We start from the raw sequence: 20,404 nt of genomic DNA, 5'->3' as shown, positions 1-20,404 counted from the left end.
TTGTTTTTCATAATCGGAAACTTTTTCCGATGTTCACACTGGCCGTTGCGATTGAATGGTAGCGGAACTAAAGAACAGGAATAAAAATATGATCCAGAAAAACTGGCAGGAGTTAATTAAACCCAATAAGGTTGAGTTTCATGCAGGTGGTAATTCAAATGTAGTGAATGTTGTTGCAGAGCCGCTTGAGCGTGGTTTTGGTTTAACATTAGGAAACGCACTTCGTCGTGTATTATTATCATCACTGCGTGGTGCTGCTGTTACTGCTGTGCAAATTGATGGTGTATTGCATGAGTTCTCATCAATTCCAGGTGTTCGTGAAGATGTTACAGATATTATTTTAAATATCAAAGAAATCGCTATTCGCATGGAAGAGGAGGGCCCTAAGCATGTTATCATTTGTAAAGAAGGGCCTGGTGTTGTTAGAGCTGGAGATATACGTACTGTTGGAGATATGGAAATCCTTAATCCCGAGCATGTTATTTGCACGCTAGATGAGGGTGCGGAAATTCGTATGGAATTTATTGTGAATACAGGAAAAGGTTACGTTCCATCTGATCGTAATTGTGTAGATGATGCGGTTATAGGTCTTATCCCCATCGATAGTCTTTATTCGCCAGTTCGTAAGGTATCTTATAAAGTAGAAAATACACGCGAAGGGCAGGTCCTTGATTACGATAAGTTGACGTTAACGATTGAAACTAACGGTGCTGTTAATGGTGAAGATGCTGTCGCTTTTGCAGCGCGTATTCTTCAAGATCAACTGTCGGTATTTGTCAATTTTGAAGAGCCACAAAAAGAACTTGTTGAAGAACCAGCTTCTGAGCTTTCTTTTAATCTTGCACTTCTTAAGAAAGTGGATGAATTGGAGCTTTCAGTTCGTTCAGCAAATTGTCTTAAGAATGATAATATTGTTTATATTGGTGATCTTATTCAAAAAACAGAGGCTGAAATGCTTCGGACACCAAACTTTGGACGTAAATCATTAAACGAGATTAAAGAGGTTCTTGCATGTATGGGGCTCCATCTTGGTATGGAGATTCCTGCGTGGCCACCTGAGAATATTGATGATCTTGCTAAGCGTTATGAAGATCAGTATTAAGAATTAAATTAAGGAGAAAGCTCATGCGTCATGGTAAATCAGGTCGCAAGCTAAACCGGACTGCCAGTCACCGTAAAGCAATGTTTGCCAATATGGCAGCTTCGTTGATCGGGTATGAGCAGATCGTGACGACGCTTCCAAAGGCTAAAGAAATTCGCCCTATTGTTGAAAAGTTGGTTACACTTGGTAAACGGGGTGATTTGCACGCGCGCCGGCAAGCAATTTCAGCTATTCGTGATACTGAAAAGGTTGCAAAGTTATTTGATACGCTTGCACCACGTTATGCATCACGCAAAGGTGGTTATTTGCGCATTATGAAAGCAGGTTTTCGTACTGGTGATAATGCACCTATGGCTGTTATAGAATTTGTTGATAGGGATATTAATGCAAAAAATTCTGTAAATTATAAACATATAGAAGGGGTTTCCAGTGAAGAAAAGGCTTCTTCGTAAGGAGCTTTTCTTTTTTGGGGGAATGAAAAACGCCTTTCTGAGGCGTTTTTTTATTTGTGCTTCAGAATAAATGTTGTTCAATATATAAGTGAAAAAAGAAGATTGTTCTCATTGTTGGTTTTGCAATATTACTTGCCAAAGTCAGACATTTTTGATTTAAATATCAAATAAATGGAGATAAATAAGAAGATTTCCATGTTCTACTAAATGGGGGCTGTTTTAGTTTTTGAGGGAGTGGATAATGAAGCGTTCTATTTTAATAGGGCTTTTTTTTGTGATTATGGCATTAATATCGTTTCATTCCACGAATGCTCAAGTTCCACAAACACAATCAGAAATCACTTTTTCATTTGCTCCTTTAGTTAAAAAAACTGTTCCATCGGTTGTAAATATTTACGTTGCTCGACAAGTTAAAATGCGTTCTTCTTTTGAAGATGATCCATTTTTTGAGCAATTTTTTGGTCGTTATCAAAATAACAGATCTTTACGCACGCAATCATCGTTAGGATCTGGGGTAATTGTTGATGCACGTGGTTTGGTTGTTACGAGTTACCACGTTATTAAAGGTGCTCACGAGATTAAAGTTGCTCTTTCTGATGGAAGAGAGTTTGAAAGCACAGTTATATTAAAAGATGAAGCAACTGATATTGCGATACTTGAAATAATTAATTCAAAAGATATTCAGTTTCCTATTCTTCCTTTAGGAAATTCTGATGCAGTTGAAGTTGGCGATCTCGTTCTTGCGATTGGTAATCCTTTTGGTGTTGGTCAAACAGTTACAAGTGGTATTGTTTCAGCGCAAGCACGTACACGTGTTGGTGTTTCTGATTTTGATTTTTTTATTCAAACAGATGCGGCTATCAATCCGGGTAATTCTGGTGGTGCTCTAATTGATGTGAATGGCCGATTAATTGGGATTAATACAGCTATTTATTCGCGCTCCGGCGGTTCTACAGGAATTGGTTTTGCTATTCCAGCTAACCTTGTTAAAGTAGTTCTTGATACAGTTAAACGTGGTGAAAAGTTTTTTGTGCCACCTTATATTGGCGCATCTTTTCAAAGGGTTACACCTGACGTTGCAAGTGGTTTGGGTTTAGAACGTCCATATGGAGCTATTGTTGTTGAAATTGTTCAAGATAGTCCTGCTGCAAAAGCTGGTTTAAAAGTGGGCGATGTTATTTTAAGTGTGCAAAATGTACAAATTGATAGTCCAGATAGCCTTATATATCGTTTGATAACAACTAGTGTTGGGCAAAACCTTAATTTAGAATATTTGCGAGATGGAAAAACTTTAAAGACAAAGATAACTATCTCATCAATGTTTAATTCTGCATTTTTAAAATCTGAAAAAATTGTTGATAAAAGTCCTCTTTCTGGGGCTGAAGTACTAGATTTAACACCACAAAATAGTCAACGTTTTCATCTTCCTGCGACTGTAAAAGGTGTTGTGATTGCTAATCTCGATAACATGAGTAATGCTGCAGAGATTTTCCGCTCAGGAGATATTTTGCGCGCTGTTAATGGTCATCAAATTCAAACTGTGAATCAATTAAAAAAAGTTCTTATGCAGGAACATCCGCGTACTTGGCAGCTGGAATATGAACGCAATGGTGTCTATATTCGTCAATTTATCCGCTGAGGGGTATTTTGAATAAAGATTTTTTTACTTCATCTTTTGATTCTCATGTCAGTAAAAATCGGCCACTTGCTGAAAGAATGCGCCCCCGTTCTTTGAGTGAGGTGGTTGGGCAAGATCATTTGATTGGAACGGAAGGTTTTCTTTCACGTATGATAGAATCTGGTTCGTTTGGTTCAATGATTTTTTGGGGTCCTCCAGGAACAGGTAAAACGACAATTGCGCGTTTATTGGCATTTGAGACGAATTTCGCTTTTGAGCAAGTTTCTGCTATTTGTACTGGTGTTACAGAGTTAAAGAAAATTTTTGAAGTAGCTCAAGCTCGCTTTATGTCTGGGTGTCGAACACTTTTATTTGTTGATGAAATTCATCGGTTTAATCGTGCTCAGCAGGATGTTTTTCTTCCTTTTATGGAAGATGGTACAGTGGTTCTTGTAGGGGCAACAACTGAAAATCCTTCATTTGAACTCAATAGTGCCCTTCTTTCACGTGCACGTGTTTTGACGTTTCGCTTACATGATAGTAAAAGTTTAAGCATGCTTTTAAAGCGCGCTGAGGAAGTGGAGGGCAAATCTTTGCCCTTAGATGATCATGCTAGAGATCTCTTGATAAGAATGTCTGATGGTGATGCGCGAGCGGTACTAACATTAGCTGAAGAAATCTGGTGTGCTGCACGTCCGGAAGAAATATTTAATGCTAAAGTTTTACAAGAAATCGTTCAGCGCCGAGCTCCAATTTATGATAAAGGTCAAGATAGTCACTATAATCTTATTTCAGCATTACATAAATCAGTTCGTGGATCTGATCCCGATGCTGCTCTTTATTATCTTTCACGTATGTTTGATGCGGGTGAAGATCCTCTATATATTGGACGCAGATTGGTACGTATAGCTGTTGAAGATATTGGTTTGGCAGATCCGCAGGCTCTTGTTATTTGTAATGCAGCAAAGGATGCTTATAATTATTTAGGATCGCCTGAGGGTGAATTAGCTTTAGCACAAGCATGCCTTTATATCGCTACGGCACCAAAGTCTAATGCAGTTTATCTTGCTTATAAAGCAGCAATGCATTGTGCACGTAAAAATGGTTCTTTACCTCCTCCTAAGCATATCCTTAATGCTCCTACAAAACTTATGAAGGAAAATAAATATGGGGAAGGTTATCGTTATGACCATTCTGAGCCGGATGCTTTTTCAGGGCAGGAGTACTTTCCTGAAAAACTTGGACGTCAAATTTATTATCAACCGCAGGAACGTGGTTTTGAGCGTGAAATTATGAAACGTCTTGAATGGTGGAAAAAGTTACGACAAAAACGAACCAATCAAAAACAAGATTGTAGCTAAATCATTTTTTATTTTTCTTTAGTAGATTTCAATTCAGCCACAATTATTATAGCTTTGTTAATAAGCTAGCTCATGTGCAAAAAATATCATTCTTTACCATAATTAAGAATTTTCTTTTTTAAGTGAGAGTAGATTCAGATCTAGGTGATAACTAAGTTTTGAAAGTTGTTTGCGAAACTGTAATTAAGTATGATTGTTAGTATATTTAATGGTTTTCTGATTGATGCTTCAAGTTATTTAGCAAATACTACATGATTTTGATTAACGTTAACTTTGGGCTATTAGCGGTAGATTAGTAACCCTGGCTCCGCGTGTTTAGATGCTCATGCACGTTATATTAGAAAATGTGTACCCAAAACATTGTATTAAAATTTGGGGTACTTTCTTTATGGATGAGATAGGTTAACGATATAAATTAATACATAAGCTGCTATTTTTTTCGATGCATTTTTTTGAAATATGCTTTGTGTTACAAAAGAAAATATGATTTTTTTATAACATTGATTAAAAATTGTTGATACAACGAAGATAGAGATGAAATAGTCTGTGAAAATCTAAACTCCAGACTTTAATTAAGTTAATAGAGCAGTATATATTGTATGAAAAATTATTCTGACTTACTAAGGATATGATTGTGGATAAAACAAAAGCTCTAGATTCTGCTCTATCACAAATCGAACGTTCTTTCGGTAAAGGCTCAATTATGCGTCTTGGGCAAAAGGAGCAGGTTGTTGAAATTGAAACAATTCCAACTGGTTCGTTATCCTTAGATATTGCTTTAGGTGTAGGTGGATTACCAAAAGGGCGTATTATTGAGATTTATGGGCCAGAAAGTTCCGGAAAAACGACACTAGCTCTTCATGCTATTGCTGAAGCTCAGAAAAATGGTGGAGTTTGTGCTTTTGTTGATGCAGAACATGCTCTCGATCCTATTTATGCACGTAAACTTGGTGTTAAATTAGAAGATCTACTTATTTCTCAACCGGATACCGGTGAACAGGCTTTGGAAATTGCAGAAACGCTTGTTCGTTCCGGTGCAATTGACGTACTGGTTGTTGATTCAGTAGCAGCTTTAACGCCACGTGCGGAAATTGATGGTGAAATGAATGATTCTGTACCGGGATTGCAAGCTCGATTGATGAGTAAAGCTTTACGTAAATTAACGGCATCAATTTTTCGCTCTAACTGTATGGTTATTTTTATTAATCAGATTCGCATAAAAATTGGTGTAATGTTTGGTTCTCCTGAAACAACAACAGGTGGGAATGCTTTAAAATTTTATGCTTCTGTCCGTTTAGATATTCGTCGTGTTGGTGCGATTAAAGATAAGGATATGGTAATTGGTAATCAAACGCGTGTTAAAGTGGTGAAAAATAAATTGGCACCTCCGTTTAAACAGGTGGAGTTTGACATTATCTATGGTGAGGGTATTTCCAAAGTAGGAGAATTGATTGATTTGGGTGTTAAAGCTGGTATTGTAGAGAAATCTGGTTCGTGGTTCTCCTATAACTCTGAACGTTTAGGGCAGGGACGTGAAAATGCAAAGCAATTTTTACACGAACATGCGGAAATAGCGACAGAGATTGAATCGGCCTTACGTCAAAATGCTGGTTTGCTTGCAATTGAGTTATTAGAAAATGCAAGTTTAGAGAATACAGAAAGCGATGAATCAATTTAATAAAATGCTTATTTTAAGTGCAGTTTAGTTTTTTCTGTTTTTATTTGTTAGTTTTTTAAGTGTAAAATCTTTTATTTTCAAATTTTTCTGAAAAAATATTTCTATTTTAATTAAGTTACTCTAAAAGTGACAAAGAGAGTGTTTAATTAAAAATGAGTTTTATTTTTGCAGTTTTGTACTGTATTGTGCGAGTGTAAATATGAATAGCGTTAACAAGATCCGGTCAACATTTCTGGATTATTTTCATCGTAATGGACATAAAGTTCTTTCTTCTAGCCCACTTGTTCCGCGCAATGACCCTACATTAATGTTTACAAATGCAGGAATGGTTCAGTTTAAAAATGTTTTTACTGGACTTGAACAGCTCTCCTGCAGCCGGGCAACAACTGCACAAAAGTGTGTACGTGCGGGTGGAAAGCATAATGATCTTGATAATGTTGGTTATACTGCACGCCACCATACTTTTTTTGAAATGCTTGGTAATTTTTCTTTTAGTGATTATTTCAAAGAAGAAGCAATTTTTTTTGCATGGAACCTTCTAACAAAAGAATTTTGTCTTTCAAAAGATAAGTTGTTGGTTACAGTTTTTCATAGTGATGATGTAGCTGCTCAGTTATGGCGTAAAATTTCGGGTCTCCCAGACGAAAAAATTATCCGCATTGCAACAAATGATAATTTTTGGATGATGGGGGATACAGGGCCTTGTGGTCCATGTTCAGAGATTTTTTATGATCATGGTGATAAAGTTTTTGGAGGGCCTCCTGGAAGTGCTGATGAAGATGGCGATCGCTTTGTTGAAATTTGGAATCTAGTCTTCATGCAGTATGAGCAAGTGAGCAAAGACGAACGGATTGAATTACCTCACCCTTCCATTGATACTGGGATGGGATTAGAACGAATTGCTGCTGTCTTGCAAGGTGTACACGATAATTATGATATTGATCTTTTTTCTGCATTAATTCGTGAGTCACAAAGAATGACAGGAGTTGAGGCGATTGGTGACTTTGTTGTTAGTCATCGTGTTATTGCTGATCATCTACGTTCTTCTGCATTTTTAATTGCAGATGGTGTTCTCCCTTCTAATGAAGGTCGGGGATATGTTCTACGTCGTATTATGCGTCGTGCTATGCGTTATGCTCATTTTCTTGACGCAGAAGAGTTATTGATGTGGCGTCTTGTGCCTGCTTTGATAACCGAAATGGGGCAAGCATATCCTGAATTAGTGCGTGCCGAATCTTTAATTTCAGAAATTTTAAAATTGGAAGAAACACGTTTTCGTAAAACTCTTGAACGGGGTCTTCGTTTGTTGAATGAAGAAAGTATTCATCTTAAGGAAGGCGATTGTTTTAATGGTGAAGTTGCTTTTAAACTTTACGATACATATGGTTTTCCACTTGATTTGACGCAAGATGCTCTTCGGCACCGTGGAATATCTGTTGATGTTAATGCTTTTAACAAAGCGATGGAACACCAAAAAGCAGAGGCTCGCGCTAATTGGTCTGGTTCTGGTGAGTCTGTCACGGAAACGGTGTGGTTTTCTGTTCGTGATCAAGTAGGTACTACAGAGTTTTTGGGTTATGAAACAGAAAAAGCGGAAGGTGTTATTACTGCTCTTATCTGCGATGGTCAAATTGTTGATAAAGTTTCTTCAGGGCAAAAAGCTATGCTTGTTGTTAATCAGACACCTTTTTATGGTGAGTCTGGTGGGCAAATTGGGGATAGCGGTATAATTTCTGGTGAAAATTTTGTTTTTGAAGTACATGATACTCAGAAAAAGGCTAAAGGCGTTTTTGTTCATATTGGTGAGGTTAAAAGTGGCCAAGCAAAAACTTGTGATTGTGTAGAATTAACAGTTGATCGTGTTCGTCGTAAAAAAATTCGTGCAAACCATTCTGCTACTCATTTATTACACGAGGCTTTGCGTCAAACTTTGGGGGATCATGTTGTACAGAAAGGTTCTTTTGTATCACCCGACCGATTACGTTTTGATTTTTCTCATCCACGATCAATTTCACTAGAAGAATTGAAAAAAATAGAAGATTTAGCCAATGAAATTGTGTTGCAAAATAGTGAAGTAATAACACGCGTGATGACAGTGGATGATGCAATTTCTGAAGGGGCAATAGCATTATTTGGTGAAAAATATGGTGATGAAGTTCGTGTTGTTTCTATGGGGAAAAGGCATGAGCAGATAGGAGAAAAAAGCTGTTGGTCAATTGAGCTTTGTGGGGGTACACATGTGAACAGAACAGGCGAAATTGGTTTGATTCATATTGTTTCTGAAAGTTCTGTGGCTGCTGGAGTTCGCCGTATTGAAGCATTAACAGGTAAAACTGCGCGTCTTTACCTCTGTAATCAAGGTAAGCAACTTTATGACATTGCTGCTCTTTTAAAAACTTCTCCTGTTAATGTACAAGAACGTATTCAAACTTTACTAGATGATCGTCGTAAGCTTGAAAAAGAATTAAGTGATTCACGCGGAAAAATTGCTCTTAATGGTGGAGCTACAAAGAACAATAAAACAGATATAAAAATTATTCATGGCATTTCTTTTATAGGACGTGTCATTCAAAATATTTTACCAAAAGATCTTAAGACATTAGTGGATTCTGGAAAAAAGCAGATTGGATCTGGTGTTGTAGCTTTCATTAGTGTTTCAGAAGATGGCAAAGGAAGTGTTGTTGTTGGCGTAACTGATGATTTGATTGATAGAATAAATGCTGTTGATTTAGTACGTATTGTATCAGATACTCTTGGTGGTAAAGGTGGTGGTGGGCGCCCTGATATGGCGCAAGCTGGTGGTCCGCAAGGGGATAAAGCTTATGACGCTATTGCAGCATTGGAAGTTTTTCTTAAAAACTTGTGAATTTATTTTCGTATTACTTAAATTACAAGCCTTGTAAGGGACTAGAAACTTGTAATTTAGATTAAGTTTGCATTTGAATATATAGAAAAGAAACACTTATTTTACGATGCAATAAATTCACACAGTGGAATCACATTTTCACCTTCCACTTTTATCATTGGCTGATCGTTTGTTAATCCACCGGCTTTTAATAATTTATAAAAACGGCCACCTTTTTTAGTCAACTCTTGAAAACTACCTTGTTCAATTAAGCGACCATGATCTAGAAAAAGTATAAGATCAGCATTGCGGATTGTTGAAAGACGATGCGCTATAATAAAAGTTGTACGATTTTGGCTTACACAATCAATAGCGTCTTTAACACGTGCTTCTGTTTCAATATCAAGAGCGCTGGTTGCTTCATCTAAAATGAGAATAGGTGCATTTTTTAAAATGGCACGCGCAATTGCTAATCGCTGTCTTTCTCCACCTGATAATTGGGAGCCTCGTTCACCAACCAATGTATCGTAACGATTATTTTTATTCAAAATAAAATCATGAGCAGCAGCTGTTTTTGCCGCCTCATAAAGTTCTTTATCTGTTGCGGTCGTTCTACCTATTGCAATGTTGTCACGAATGCTACGGTTGAAGAGACCTGCATCTTGAAATACTGTTGCTAGAGCTTTGCGTAAGGATTCGCGGTTAATGGAGCGTATATCTATTCCATCAATTTTGATATGTCCAACTGTAGGGTCATATACGCGCTGTAACAAATTGATTAATGTTGTTTTTCCAGCACCTGTTGGTCCTACAATAGCAACAGTTTGTCCTGTTTTGACTTCGAATGAAATGTCAAAGACACCTTGAGAAGAATTTGGAAATGCATAAGTTACGTGATGAAATTGAATCGCACCTTTAACATTTTGAAGAGAAGGAAGGTTGTCAGGTTCTTTCATATTAAAAGTTGAGTCTTCCATTTCAAAAAATTCTTGTAATTTTGCTTGTGAGGATACAGCTAAATTAATAAAGCCGCTAATTTGATCAAGACGGCTAATCATTAATTGAGCAAATCCGACGAAAGAGACAACTTCACCTACACTTAGTTGGCCTTTTGCCACAAAAAAAGCACCAAGAAGAAATACACATACTATTGAAATGGTTGAGGCCATTCGATTTAAACCACTAGCAAGTGCCCACCAGTTTAGAACAGGGTTTTGTGCTTTAAGAAGATCACTTGTGTATTGATGAAGCTCTGACGTTTCTTCTGCTATTCGGTTATAGCTTTGTACAATGGAAACATTAGAAATTGAATCACTGATATGCTTAAAAACACTATGGTGATAACGTTCTACAGCGGCTTGTCCGTCTTTTGTTTTTTGCATCACTAAGCGTGCAATCAATACATAGATGATGGCAAGAACCATTAAGACTATTGAAAGACGCCAGTTCATGTTAAAGGCTATGGGCACTAGAACGAATAATGCGACAAAAGTAGAAAGATGTTGGCGCATAAAATCAAGCCATATAGCTGACATGGAATCTGTAGCGCGCAATAGCGTATGAAGGGCATTAGAAGTTCCACGTTGTTGGTGCCAAATTAATGGCATAGTAATGATACGCTCAAAAGATTCTGTTAAAACGCTTAAACGCCGTCTGTGAACTAAGCGATCTGCACCACGAGCTACAAGGATGTATGCAATAATATTAAAAACACCAAAACACACCCAAAGTGTGAGGTTAAAAACGATACCGGATTTGTCTGCAATTGCATCAATGACGTGACCAAACAAGATAGGTTCTGCTATTGTGATAATAGCCAGTATAACATTAGCGGCACAGATTAAAAAAAATGTGCTTTTTTCTCTATCTAGATAAGAGAGAACACGCGCGTATGTTTTTAATAAAAGCACGGGATGGTTATCTCCAATAGCTATTGCAGTTACAAAATTAGGATTACTAATTCTTTATGTAATTGTTTTCTTTGAAGTAATGAAATTTATACAGAAAGGAAATGCAATTTTGGATACTGATTGTAATGCAATGTGATAAAGTCTAATTTTAAAAGGATGTAGTTTTTGCGTTTATAAAGACGAGAAAATACGGTTGGTAAACAGGGAAATTGTATTAGCAAGAGGGTTTATTACAGTGGGTGTAGAAATCAAAAAGGTTGAGGAAAGTGAAGGCGGAATGCGCTTAGATCGTTGGTTTAAGGTGCATTATCCAGGACTTGCGTTTGGGTATCTACAAAAACTGCTGCGTTCTGGCCAGATACGCGTTGATGGCAGGCGTGTTAAAACTGATATACGTCTTATTATGGGGCAGTCTATTCGTGTACCGTTTTTGTCTGGTGATAATAAGAGAAATCTTTCTGCAACGGGTAAGACCATTCATGATCAGGACAAATTAGCCATTTTGGAAAAAATGCTTCTCTATAAAGATCCAAAAATCTTTGTATTAAACAAACCTGCAGGTTTGGCTGTACAGGGTGGTTCTGGTTTAACGTGCCATATTGATGGTATGCTTGAAGTGTGGCGTAATAAAAAAGGAGAAAAGCCACGGTTAGTTCATCGTCTTGATCGTGAGACATCAGGTGTACTTATTATTGCTCGGTCAAGGGGAGCGGCACAGGTTTTGACTGCTGCTTTTCGAGCACGAGAAACGAAAAAGATTTATTGGGCGCTGGTACGGGGAGTGCCTAAAAAAAAGCAAGATAAAATTTCAACATGGATGGTAAAGGAAACAACTGCACAAGGCGATAAAATGCGTGTTTGTGAACATGGAGAACCAGATTCTAATCACGCAGTTTCTTACTATCGTGTTTTAGATACGCGAGGGCGAGCTCTATCTTGGTTAGAAATGGAACCTTATACTGGTAGAACACATCAGCTACGTGTTCATGCAGCTTATATGGATCATCCAATTATTGGCGATTCAAAATATTTTTTTTCTGACAGTAATTGGGAATTACCTGGTGGCATTCAAAATCGTCTTCATCTTCATGCACGCCGTATTCGTATTCCTCATCCCTCAGGAGGCATATTGGATATTATAGCTCCTTTACCGCCTCATATGGTACAAAGCTTTAATCTTTTAGCTTTTAATGAAAATGATGGCGATACAGAATAATAAAAAATTTTCAGCTTAATTTTATTAATTGTAGTAACGCAATTTATTAGCAGTGTTTAATTACTTGTTATTATAAGAAGGTATTTGAGGAATTTGATGATCAACTGCCAAATTATAAAAAATATCATTGGAGTTTTTTTAGTAAAAGACAATAACAATTTTATACCATAAACCATCGATAGTGAAATATAAGAGATGATTTAAACTAATAAGCGGGTATTGTTTTTAATCTGTAATAAAACAATATTTGAAACTTTACTTCATTCAAGAATAAAAGTTTTAGCCACTTTATTCAATGGCTAGATATCCTATCTTTTTTGGTGTGGTGATAAAAAAATTACGCTGTATTTTCAATTAGATGTATCAATTTTATTATTTAATTATTTAATTGATAATGCAAACGATTAATAATTATTTTCCTAATTGCTACTTTTATAATTCTGTTTGAGTCTCATGTAGAGATTAGTATGAAAATAAAAGAACTACTACGCTAAGAGTTCAATATTAGATATAGATAGCCAATAACATGAGTACAATTGGTTTTTCTTAAGCTTATCACGTGATATCTAATGTATAAAATGTATGAGAAGTGTGTGGATTTTATTTTAGAAAATTCGGTAGATTAATTGAAAATATTAGAAGTAGAACAATATGCGTAAAATTTTAGATGATTTTAATATACCGTTAAATAAGGATAATCCTGTTTACAATGTACAAAAGCTTTCATGTCAGCCACTACCTAAACGATTTTATAAAGAAGTAAGTATCACGCATGAAGAGGGAGGTTTTTCCATATTATTAGATGGAGCTCCCGTAAAAACACCTGCGAAGCGCTGTCTTCTCATGCCAACAGAAGCACTTGCTACATTAGTAGCACAGGAATTTACTGTGCAGGAAGAGAGCATTGATCCAGGAAGAATGCCAATTACGCGTCTTGTTAACACTGTTGTTGATGGTATAGCCGATAATATGCAAGTTATTTTTGAAGATTTATTGCGTTTTGTTGCATGTGATATGATTTTTTATCGTGCACAAACACCAAAAGAACTTGTAAAACAACAATGTAAACAATGGGACTTTTTACTTGATTGGGCAGAAGAAAAACTTGGTGCACGTTTTAATATAGCAGCAGGACTTATGCATATTGAACAACCATGGGAAGCTATTCAAGCGGTGAGTAATTATTTACGCAAAATAAAATCCCCTTATATACTTGCTGCACTTCATGCAATGACTACTTTAACAGGCTCTTCTCTTATTGCTTTTGCTGTAGCTGAGAAGAAAATTAATTTGGATAATGCTTGGGATATTGCTCATTTAGATGAGAATTGGACGAAGAAACAATGGGGTATTGATGAGGAAGCGATGATGCAGCGAGCTTACAAAAAGGCTGAATTTAATGCAGCGGCTACAATTATTACTGCCTGTACATAAGTGAAACTTTCTTTTTCTCACACATAAACGTGAAATTTCCAATTACGATATTTTTATAATTTCTGTTGAATTAATTTTTATTTTTTCAAGTCCGGGAAAAGCTTCATTGGTTATGTTTAAGGCTGTGTCGTCATTGCCACGAATAAAATACCACTGATTATTTTCGAGAAGGGCAATAATCTCACTTTTGATATAACACTTTGTTCCACTATTTATCGTAATTGCAATTTCTAAAGGCATAATAAAATAAGGAATACCGTTATCAAATTTTCCTTCACGTTTTTGCGTTTGGTCGATTTTTATATTCTCAATTTTATAATTTTTCGCTAGTTGTTCTATTTGACTTTTTATTATTTGCTGAAATTGTGCTTTATTAAGATTTTTTTTAGCAGCTAAACTCTCGATAATTTGAGGAGGAATAGCATTTAAGATAGCATTTGAATCAATTTCTTTAAGTGCTTTATTATAAATAAAAATTGCCTTTTGTAGATTTATTAATTCGTCATCTGTTACTTCATTGGCCTGTGCTGCTAATATCATAAAAACAAAACATAAAAGAGTAAAGAAAGATCGATAAATCTGCAGCATTAGGAACCTTGATTATTGATTCGAAAGGATTCAATCTTTCTTATAAAGAAAAAATATCTCAGCAAAAAGATAGCTCATACTCTTTAGAAAAAAACATCACAAAAAAATGGAGGTTGAAGCCTCCATTTTTAGATTGAATAGCATGACTTATTCTTTAAACAGAATAATACATATCAAATTCAATAGGATGCGGAGTCATTTCATAACGCAAAACTTCTTGCATTTTCAATTCAATGAAAGAGTTGATTTGGTCGTCATCAAAGACATCTCCTGCTTTAAGGAAGTTACGATCTTTATCAAGAGCTTCAAGCGCTTCACGCAAGCTACCTGAAACTGTAGGGATGTCTTTAAGCTCTTTAGGGGGTAGATCATAAAGATCTTTATCCATAGCCTGTCCAGGATGAATTTTGTTTTTAATACCGTCAAGGCCAGCCATTAAGAGTGCTGCAAAGGCTAGATATGGATTTGCCGTTAGATCTGGGAAACGAATTTCCACACGTTTTGAATTTGGTGAAGAGCTGAATGGAATACGACAAGATGCCGAACGATTGCGTGCAGAATAAGCAAGAAGAACAGGTGCTTCAAATCCAGGAACTAAACGTTTATAGGAATTAGTAGATGGGTTTGTGAAAGCGTTAATTGCTTTTGCATGCTTAATGATACCACCGATAAAAAATAAGCAGGTTTCTGATAGCCCGGCGTATTCATTTCCTGCAAAGGTTGGTTTTCCACCTTTCCAAATTGATATGTGAACATGCATGCCTGAACCATTATCACCAAAAATTGGCTTTGGCATGAAAGTTGCTGTTTTTCCATAACTATTTGCAATTTGATGTACAGCATATTTAAAAATTTGCATTTTATCAGCTTCTCGAACTAATGTATCATATCGAATACCTAGTTCATGTTGAGCTGCAGCTACTTCATGATGATGTTTTTCAACATTTACGCCCATATCTTTTAGTGCGGTGAGCATTTCAGAACGCATGTCTTGACAAGAGTCAATAGGAGGAACTGGAAAATAACCACATTTCATACGTGGTCGATGCCCGAGATTGCCCATTTCATATTCAGTATCATCATTTGATGGAAGTTCACTTGAATCAAGCTTAAAGCCTGTATTATACGGGTCGTTTTTGTAACGTACATCGTCAAAAATAAAAAATTCTGCTTCTGGACCTATATTAACTGCATCACCTATCCCTAAGGATTTCATATAAGCTTCCGCTCTTTTTGCAATGGAACGTGGATCTCTATTATACAATTCTCCAGAAATAGGATCGAGTACGTCGCACAGTATGACTAAAGTAGACTGAGCAAAAAAGGGATCCATATGAGCTGTTTCTGGATCTGGCATTAATACCATATCAGATTCATTAATTGTTTTCCATCCAGCAATTGAAGAACCATCAAACATGATGCCATCAGTAAGTGTATCTTCACTGATTGCGGTAACATCTATTGTAACGTGATGTAATTTACCCCACGGGTCGGTGAAACGTAAATCAACAAAGCGTATGTCATTATCTGCAATCTGTTTAAGTATGTCTGATACGGTTGTCATATGCAATTTCCTTATTGGACTGAGGTAAATAGAAAAAGTAAAAATTTTTGTAAATGTTAAAGAGCACCAATGCCAGATTCACCAGTACGAATACGAATAGCATCATCAATGGATGAAATAAATATTTTTCCATCACCACTATGGTTTGTTTGAGCTGCTTTACGTATTGCTTCAATAGCTTGTTCTAGGATTTCGTCTATAACAACAACTTCAATTTTTACTTTAGGTAGAAAATCAACAACATATTGAGCACCACGGTAAAGTTCTGTATACTCCTCTTGATTGCCAAAACCTTTTGCTTCTGTTACAGTAATTTCCTGTAAGCCCACTTTTTGAAGTGCTTCTTTCACTTCATCCAGTTTAAAAGGTTTTATAATAGCTTCAATTTTTTTCATGCTTGAAATCATCTCCAACGTTATTTTATCTTTTTAGGCTACTATACATTATATCGGCAAGCACGAGATGTGCCAACAAATAGTTTCTGTACGAAAAAATAAAAAATAATATAATTATGTGTTTTTTAGGCAAACAATTCCAGCATAACATATGAAGTAAAATATTATTTTATTATAGCATAAAAAAGGCTTGTGAAGAATAAAAATGGTATAATTATAAGTTACGAACTTTATTTTTATTCATGATTATATCATTAAGTTCTTTAAGAGTCTGAATTATGCAAAGGTCGGCGTAACAAAAGTTCTTTTAAAAATTTTCCAGTATAGGATTCAGGGATATTTATGATATCTTCAGGGCGACCAATTGCAACGATTTGACCACCGCCATCTCCACCTTCTGGTCCTAGATCAATAATCCAATCAGCCGTTTTAATGACTTCAAGATTATGCTCAATAACTACAACTGTATTGCCTTGCTCGACGAGTTCATGCAAAACTTCAAGAAGTTTTGCAACATCATGAAAATGTAAACCAGTTGTTGGTTCATCTAAAATATAGAGTGTGCGACCTGTTGTTTTGCGTGAAAGTTCTTTGGCAAGTTTTACGCGCTGGGCTTCACCACCAGAAAGTGTTGTAGCCTGCTGTCCAACTTTGATATAACCAAGGCCAGTTTTGACAAGAGTCTTCATTGTGTTGTGAATAGCAGGGACAGCTTGGAAAAATTTTTCAGCCTTTTCGACTGTCATATCAAGTACGTCAGCAATGGATTTTCCTTTGAATTTTACTTCTAGCGTTTCTCTATTATAGCGTTTCCCTTGGCATATATCACATGTAACATAAATATCAGGTAAAAAGTGCATTTCAATTTTAATAACACCATCACCTTGGCATGCTTCACAACGTCCCCCTTTGACATTAAATGAAAAACGTCCTGCTTGATAACCACGAGCCTTTGATTCAGGAAGTTCAGCAAACCAATCGCGGATTGCGGTAAAAGCACCAGTATAAGTTGCTGGATTAGAGCGTGGGGTGCGTCCAATAGGTGATTGATTAATATCAATGACCTTATCAAGCAATTCTAGGCCTTCAATTTTGGTATAGGGTGCTGGATTTTGATGACTTCCCATAATATGGCGCGATGCAGCTTTAAACAGAGTTTCAATGAGAAATGTTGATTTTCCTCCACCTGAAACACCAGTTACACAAGTGAAAGTTCCAAGAGGGATGTCGGCATTGATATTTTTAAGGTTATTACCTTGAGCACCAATCACTTTGAGTACTTTTGATTTTGATATTTTACGTCGCTTGGCGGGCATAGTAACTGCCATTTTTCCTGAAAGATATTGGCCTGTAAGCGAGGATGGATTGTTCATAATTTCCTGCGGTGTACCTTGAGCAATAACTTTTCCACCGTGAACACCTGCAGCAGGGCCAATATCCACTACATAATCTGCGGTAAGAATGGCATCTTCATCATGTTCAACAACGATAACTGTATTGCCAAGATCACGTAAATGGCACAGCGTTTGTAGAAGGAGTCCATTATCGCGTTGGTGTAAGCCAATAGACGGTTCATCTAAAACATAAAGAACACCTGTGAGACCAGAACCAATTTGAGATGCTAGCCGAATACGTTGACTTTCTCCACCTGAAAGTGTTCCTGAATTTCGAGATAAGGTAAGATATTCAAGTCCCACATGATTTAAAAATTCTAAACGTTTACGAATTTCTTTTAAAATACGTGCTGCAATATTACGTTGTTTTTTATTAAGATATTGATCAATATTAGCAAACCAATCATTTGCTTTTAGGATAGAGAGTTCTGATACTTGCCCAATGTGCATTTCATGAATTTTAACACAGAGTGCTTCTGGTTTTAACCGATAACCATTACAAGCTCGGCAAGGTGAAGAAGACATGTAATATTCAATTTCTTTATATGAACCAGCAGAATCGGTTTCTTTCCATCGCCGTTCCATATTTGGAATAACGCCTTCAAAATATTGGGTTGTTGTGTTAGAGTAGCCTTCATCTTCATGGATAAGGGGGATTTCTTTTGTTTTTGTACCGTATAAAATAGCACGCTGGGCTTCACTTGACAGTTCACACCATTTATCTGTGAGTTTAAATGCATAGGCTTTGCCTAACGCTTTTAATATTTGGTTATGGTAAGGTGAGGGTGATTTAAACCAAGGGGCAATGGCTCCAGATTTTAAAGTAAGGTTTTCATTAGGCACAATTTTTGCTGGGTCGATTGCTTTTTGAATGCCAAGCCCATCACAAGTGGGACAAGCACCAAAAGGGTTGTTGAATGAAAAAAGACGTGGCTCGATTTCAGGAATAGAGAATCCAGATATAGGGCAGGCAAATTTTTCTGAAAAAATGAGTCGTTTATGTGTTTCATTTTTTGATTTATTAGCAGATTCCTTTGAGGTTTCCTTTATTGTTAAAGGTTGATCTGCCATTTCAGCAATCGCAAGTCCATTTGCAAGCTGTAGACAGGTTTCTATACTATCAGCCAAACGAGAAGTAATGTCGTGACGCACAACAAGGCGATCTATCACTACGTCTATGTCGTGTTTATATTTTTTATTAAGCGGAGGAATATCAGGAATTTCATAGAATTTGCCATCAACCTTGGCACGTTGAAATCCTTTTCTTAAAAGTTCTGCTAGCTCTTTTTTATATTCGCCTTTTCTTCCTCGCACTAAAGGCGCCATAATAAAAATCCGCGTACCCTCTGGTAAGGCCATAATTTGGTCAACCATTTGGCTGATTGTTTGATTTTCAATAGGAAGGCCTGTAGCAGGTGAATAAGGGATACCGATACGAGCAAAGAGAAGGCGCATATAATCGTAAATTTCAGTTACAGTACCAACTGTTGAACGAGGATTACGGCTAGTGGTTTTTTGTTCAATGGAGATAGCAGGAGACAGACCGTCTATTTGATCAACATCTGGCTTTTGCATCATTTCCAAAAACTGGCGCGCATAGGCAGAAAGGCTTTCAACATAACGACGTTGACCCTCGGCGTAAATTGTATCAAAAGCTAAGGATGATTTCCCTGAGCCAGAAAGCCCTGTTATAATAATTAATTTATTACGAGGAAGGTCAAGGTCGATGTTTTTAAGGTTATGTTCACGTGCGCCGCGAATAGAAATATATTTTTGGTGAGACATGCTGATCCTTGGCGTATGAACAAAAATTTTACACTATTATGTGAAATAAGATCTTTTCTTTGAAATTACAATGTGTTCCATTATTATAATGGGAAAGAAGAGTGTAAATTCTTTTGGAAAAAGGAGTAAAGACACAGCTTTTTTCCTTTATGATGAACATAGCTATATGTTTTTATCATCTTTTACTATAATGAAGTAATTTAAAATTTTGGAGTTTGTATAATGGCTGGTAGCCTTAATAAAGTTATTTTGATTGGTAACCTTGGTGCTGATCCTGAAATCCGTCGTTTGAACTCTGGTGATCAAGTGGCAAATCTACGTATTGCCACCTCGGAAAGCTGGCGTGACCGTAATACGAATGAACGTAAAGAACGCACTGAGTGGCATAGTGTTGTTATTTTTAATGAAAACCTTGTAAAGATTGCGGAACAATATCTAAAAAAAGGCAATAAAATTTATATTGAAGGTCAATTGCAAACACGCAAATGGCAAGACCAAAATGGTAATGATCGTTATACGACAGAGGTTGTTTTACAAAAATATCGTGGTGAATTACAAATGCTTGAAGGTCGTGGTGCTATGGATGGTGGCGAGAGAATGCAAGACACAAGTCCTTTAGGCAGTGGTGACTTTGGTGATAGTAGTTTGGATCGCAAAGAGAATTTTAGTCAGAACAATAATTATTTGGAAGGAAATTTTTCACACCAATTGGATGATGATGTGCCGTTTTGATAATCTATAAGATGATGTTATTATTGCTTTTTTCTTTTCAAGAAAGAAAAGTAAATTTCTAATTTGAAGCTTATTTTCTTATAAGAAAAATAAAAAACTTATTTTATATCATGCAGTTAAGCTGACCAGTAAATATATTAAAAATATTGTGGTAGGTTATAACATAGGGTGCTGCTGTTGTGCACTCATGTCAAAAAGTATGTAAGTAGATTGAAGATGGAAGATTATTGTAAAGGCAATGGTCTATTTTTAAAATCTTTATTTAAGTGTTTTTATTGAAAAGATTGCTTAAGATACGCGGGGAATTTGAAGAGATTCATTGGGTATTGT

14 protein-coding genes are annotated in these 20,404 nt (G+C 36.4%); 9 read left to right on the top strand and 5 right to left on the bottom strand.

Translation table 11 applies throughout. The annotated features are described in order from the left end of the window. Positions 1-88: 88 nt before the first annotated feature. The 6 genes from BWD121_RS03815 to alaS all read left to right on the top strand — a co-directional run bounded on the left by BWD121_RS03815 (position 89) and on the right by alaS (position 9,077). Positions 89-1,102, top strand: a complete 1,014-nt coding sequence (locus tag BWD121_RS03815) for a DNA-directed RNA polymerase subunit alpha (protein ID WP_078663455.1) — start codon at positions 89-91, stop codon at positions 1,100-1,102. A gap of 23 nt (positions 1,103-1,125) precedes the next feature. Continuing rightward, positions 1,126-1,554, top strand: a complete 429-nt coding sequence (gene rplQ / locus BWD121_RS03810; protein WP_078663454.1) for a 50S ribosomal protein L17 — start codon at positions 1,126-1,128, stop codon at positions 1,552-1,554. 241 nt (positions 1,555-1,795) lie between these two features. Continuing rightward, positions 1,796-3,193: a Do family serine endopeptidase gene (locus BWD121_RS03805; RefSeq protein WP_078663453.1), complete on the top strand. Its 1,398-nt coding sequence runs from the start codon at positions 1,796-1,798 to the stop codon at positions 3,191-3,193. A gap of 8 nt (positions 3,194-3,201) precedes the next feature. Further along, complete coding sequence (locus tag BWD121_RS03800) at positions 3,202-4,533, top strand: replication-associated recombination protein A (RefSeq protein ID WP_078663452.1); 1,332 nt, start codon at positions 3,202-3,204, stop codon at positions 4,531-4,533. Between the two features lie 634 nt (positions 4,534-5,167). Next, complete coding sequence (gene recA / locus BWD121_RS03795) at positions 5,168-6,211, top strand: recombinase RecA (protein WP_078664064.1); 1,044 nt, start codon at positions 5,168-5,170, stop codon at positions 6,209-6,211. 199 nt (positions 6,212-6,410) lie between these two features. Beyond that, positions 6,411-9,077, top strand: a complete 2,667-nt coding sequence (alaS, locus tag BWD121_RS03790) for an alanine--tRNA ligase (RefSeq protein WP_078663451.1) — start codon at positions 6,411-6,413, stop codon at positions 9,075-9,077. 101 nt (positions 9,078-9,178) lie between these two features. On the opposite strand, the gene BWD121_RS03785 is transcribed toward alaS, so the two are convergent. Then, on the bottom strand, positions 9,179-10,966 hold the full coding sequence (locus tag BWD121_RS03785; protein WP_078663450.1) for a glucan ABC transporter ATP-binding protein/ permease: 1,788 nt from the start codon (positions 10,964-10,966) through the stop codon (positions 9,179-9,181). Positions 10,967-11,243: 277 nt separating this feature from the next. Between BWD121_RS03785 and BWD121_RS03780 the strand changes: the two genes are divergently transcribed. Continuing rightward, positions 11,244-12,182, top strand: coding sequence for an RluA family pseudouridine synthase (locus BWD121_RS03780; RefSeq protein WP_078664063.1), 939 nt, complete (start codon positions 11,244-11,246; stop codon positions 12,180-12,182). A 651-nt stretch (positions 12,183-12,833) separates the two neighbouring features. Then, entirely contained in the window at positions 12,834-13,616 is a 783-nt protein-coding gene (locus BWD121_RS03775; protein ID WP_078663449.1) for an ATP12 family protein, read from the top strand. Positions 13,617-13,658: 42 nt separating this feature from the next. Here BWD121_RS03775 and BWD121_RS03770 read toward each other — a convergent pair whose 3' ends face one another. The 4 genes from BWD121_RS03770 to uvrA all read right to left on the bottom strand — a co-directional run bounded on the left by BWD121_RS03770 (position 13,659) and on the right by uvrA (position 19,342). Further along, positions 13,659-14,204 carry a hypothetical protein gene (locus BWD121_RS03770; RefSeq protein ID WP_078663448.1) on the bottom strand — a complete coding sequence of 182 codons (546 nt, stop codon included), beginning with the start codon at positions 14,202-14,204 and terminating at the stop codon, positions 13,659-13,661. Between the two features lie 154 nt (positions 14,205-14,358). Beyond that, positions 14,359-15,768 carry a type I glutamate--ammonia ligase gene (glnA, locus tag BWD121_RS03765; protein ID WP_078663447.1) on the bottom strand — a complete coding sequence of 470 codons (1,410 nt, stop codon included), beginning with the start codon at positions 15,766-15,768 and terminating at the stop codon, positions 14,359-14,361. 56 nt (positions 15,769-15,824) lie between these two features. Next, complete coding sequence (locus tag BWD121_RS03760) at positions 15,825-16,163, bottom strand: P-II family nitrogen regulator (RefSeq protein ID WP_078663446.1); 339 nt, start codon at positions 16,161-16,163, stop codon at positions 15,825-15,827. A 263-nt stretch (positions 16,164-16,426) separates the two neighbouring features. Further along, a complete protein-coding gene (gene uvrA / locus BWD121_RS03755) occupies positions 16,427-19,342 on the bottom strand; it encodes an excinuclease ABC subunit UvrA (protein ID WP_078663445.1) in 2,916 nt (971 codons plus the stop codon). A gap of 222 nt (positions 19,343-19,564) precedes the next feature. Between uvrA and ssb the strand changes: the two genes are divergently transcribed. Further along, positions 19,565-20,074 (top strand): single-stranded DNA-binding protein, encoded by a 510-nt coding sequence (gene ssb / locus BWD121_RS03750; protein WP_078663444.1) that lies wholly within the window; start codon positions 19,565-19,567, stop codon positions 20,072-20,074. Positions 20,075-20,404: the final 330 nt, after the last annotated feature.

The organism is Bartonella sp. WD12.1 (assembly GCF_002022415.1).
Taxonomy (GTDB): Bacteria; Pseudomonadota; Alphaproteobacteria; order Rhizobiales; family Rhizobiaceae; genus Bartonella.
The sequence above is the reverse complement of the archived record's forward strand: the minus strand, read 5'-3'. Positions and strand labels throughout refer to the sequence as shown.

What these genes read in the sequence shown, in the direction of transcription:
- BWD121_RS03815 (WP_078663455.1), top strand. Translation starts at nt 89, where the DNA reads ATGATCCAGAAAAACTGGCAGGAGTTAATTAAACCCAATAAGGTTGAG.
- rplQ (WP_078663454.1), top strand. Translation starts at nt 1,126, where the DNA reads ATGCGTCATGGTAAATCAGGTCGCAAGCTAAACCGGACTGCCAGTCAC.
- BWD121_RS03805 (WP_078663453.1), top strand. Translation starts at nt 1,796, where the DNA reads ATGAAGCGTTCTATTTTAATAGGGCTTTTTTTTGTGATTATGGCATTA.
- alaS (WP_078663451.1), top strand. Translation starts at nt 6,411, where the DNA reads ATGAATAGCGTTAACAAGATCCGGTCAACATTTCTGGATTATTTTCAT.
- BWD121_RS03780 (WP_078664063.1), top strand. Translation starts at nt 11,244, where the DNA reads ATGCGCTTAGATCGTTGGTTTAAGGTGCATTATCCAGGACTTGCGTTT.
- BWD121_RS03775 (WP_078663449.1), top strand. Translation starts at nt 12,834, where the DNA reads ATGCGTAAAATTTTAGATGATTTTAATATACCGTTAAATAAGGATAAT.
- BWD121_RS03770 (WP_078663448.1), bottom strand. Translation starts at nt 14,204, where the DNA reads ATGCTGCAGATTTATCGATCTTTCTTTACTCTTTTATGTTTTGTTTTT.
- glnA (WP_078663447.1), bottom strand. Translation starts at nt 15,768, where the DNA reads ATGACAACCGTATCAGACATACTTAAACAGATTGCAGATAATGACATA.
- BWD121_RS03760 (WP_078663446.1), bottom strand. Translation starts at nt 16,163, where the DNA reads ATGAAAAAAATTGAAGCTATTATAAAACCTTTTAAACTGGATGAAGTG.
- uvrA (WP_078663445.1), bottom strand. Translation starts at nt 19,342, where the DNA reads ATGTCTCACCAAAAATATATTTCTATTCGCGGCGCACGTGAACATAAC.
- ssb (WP_078663444.1), top strand. Translation starts at nt 19,565, where the DNA reads ATGGCTGGTAGCCTTAATAAAGTTATTTTGATTGGTAACCTTGGTGCT.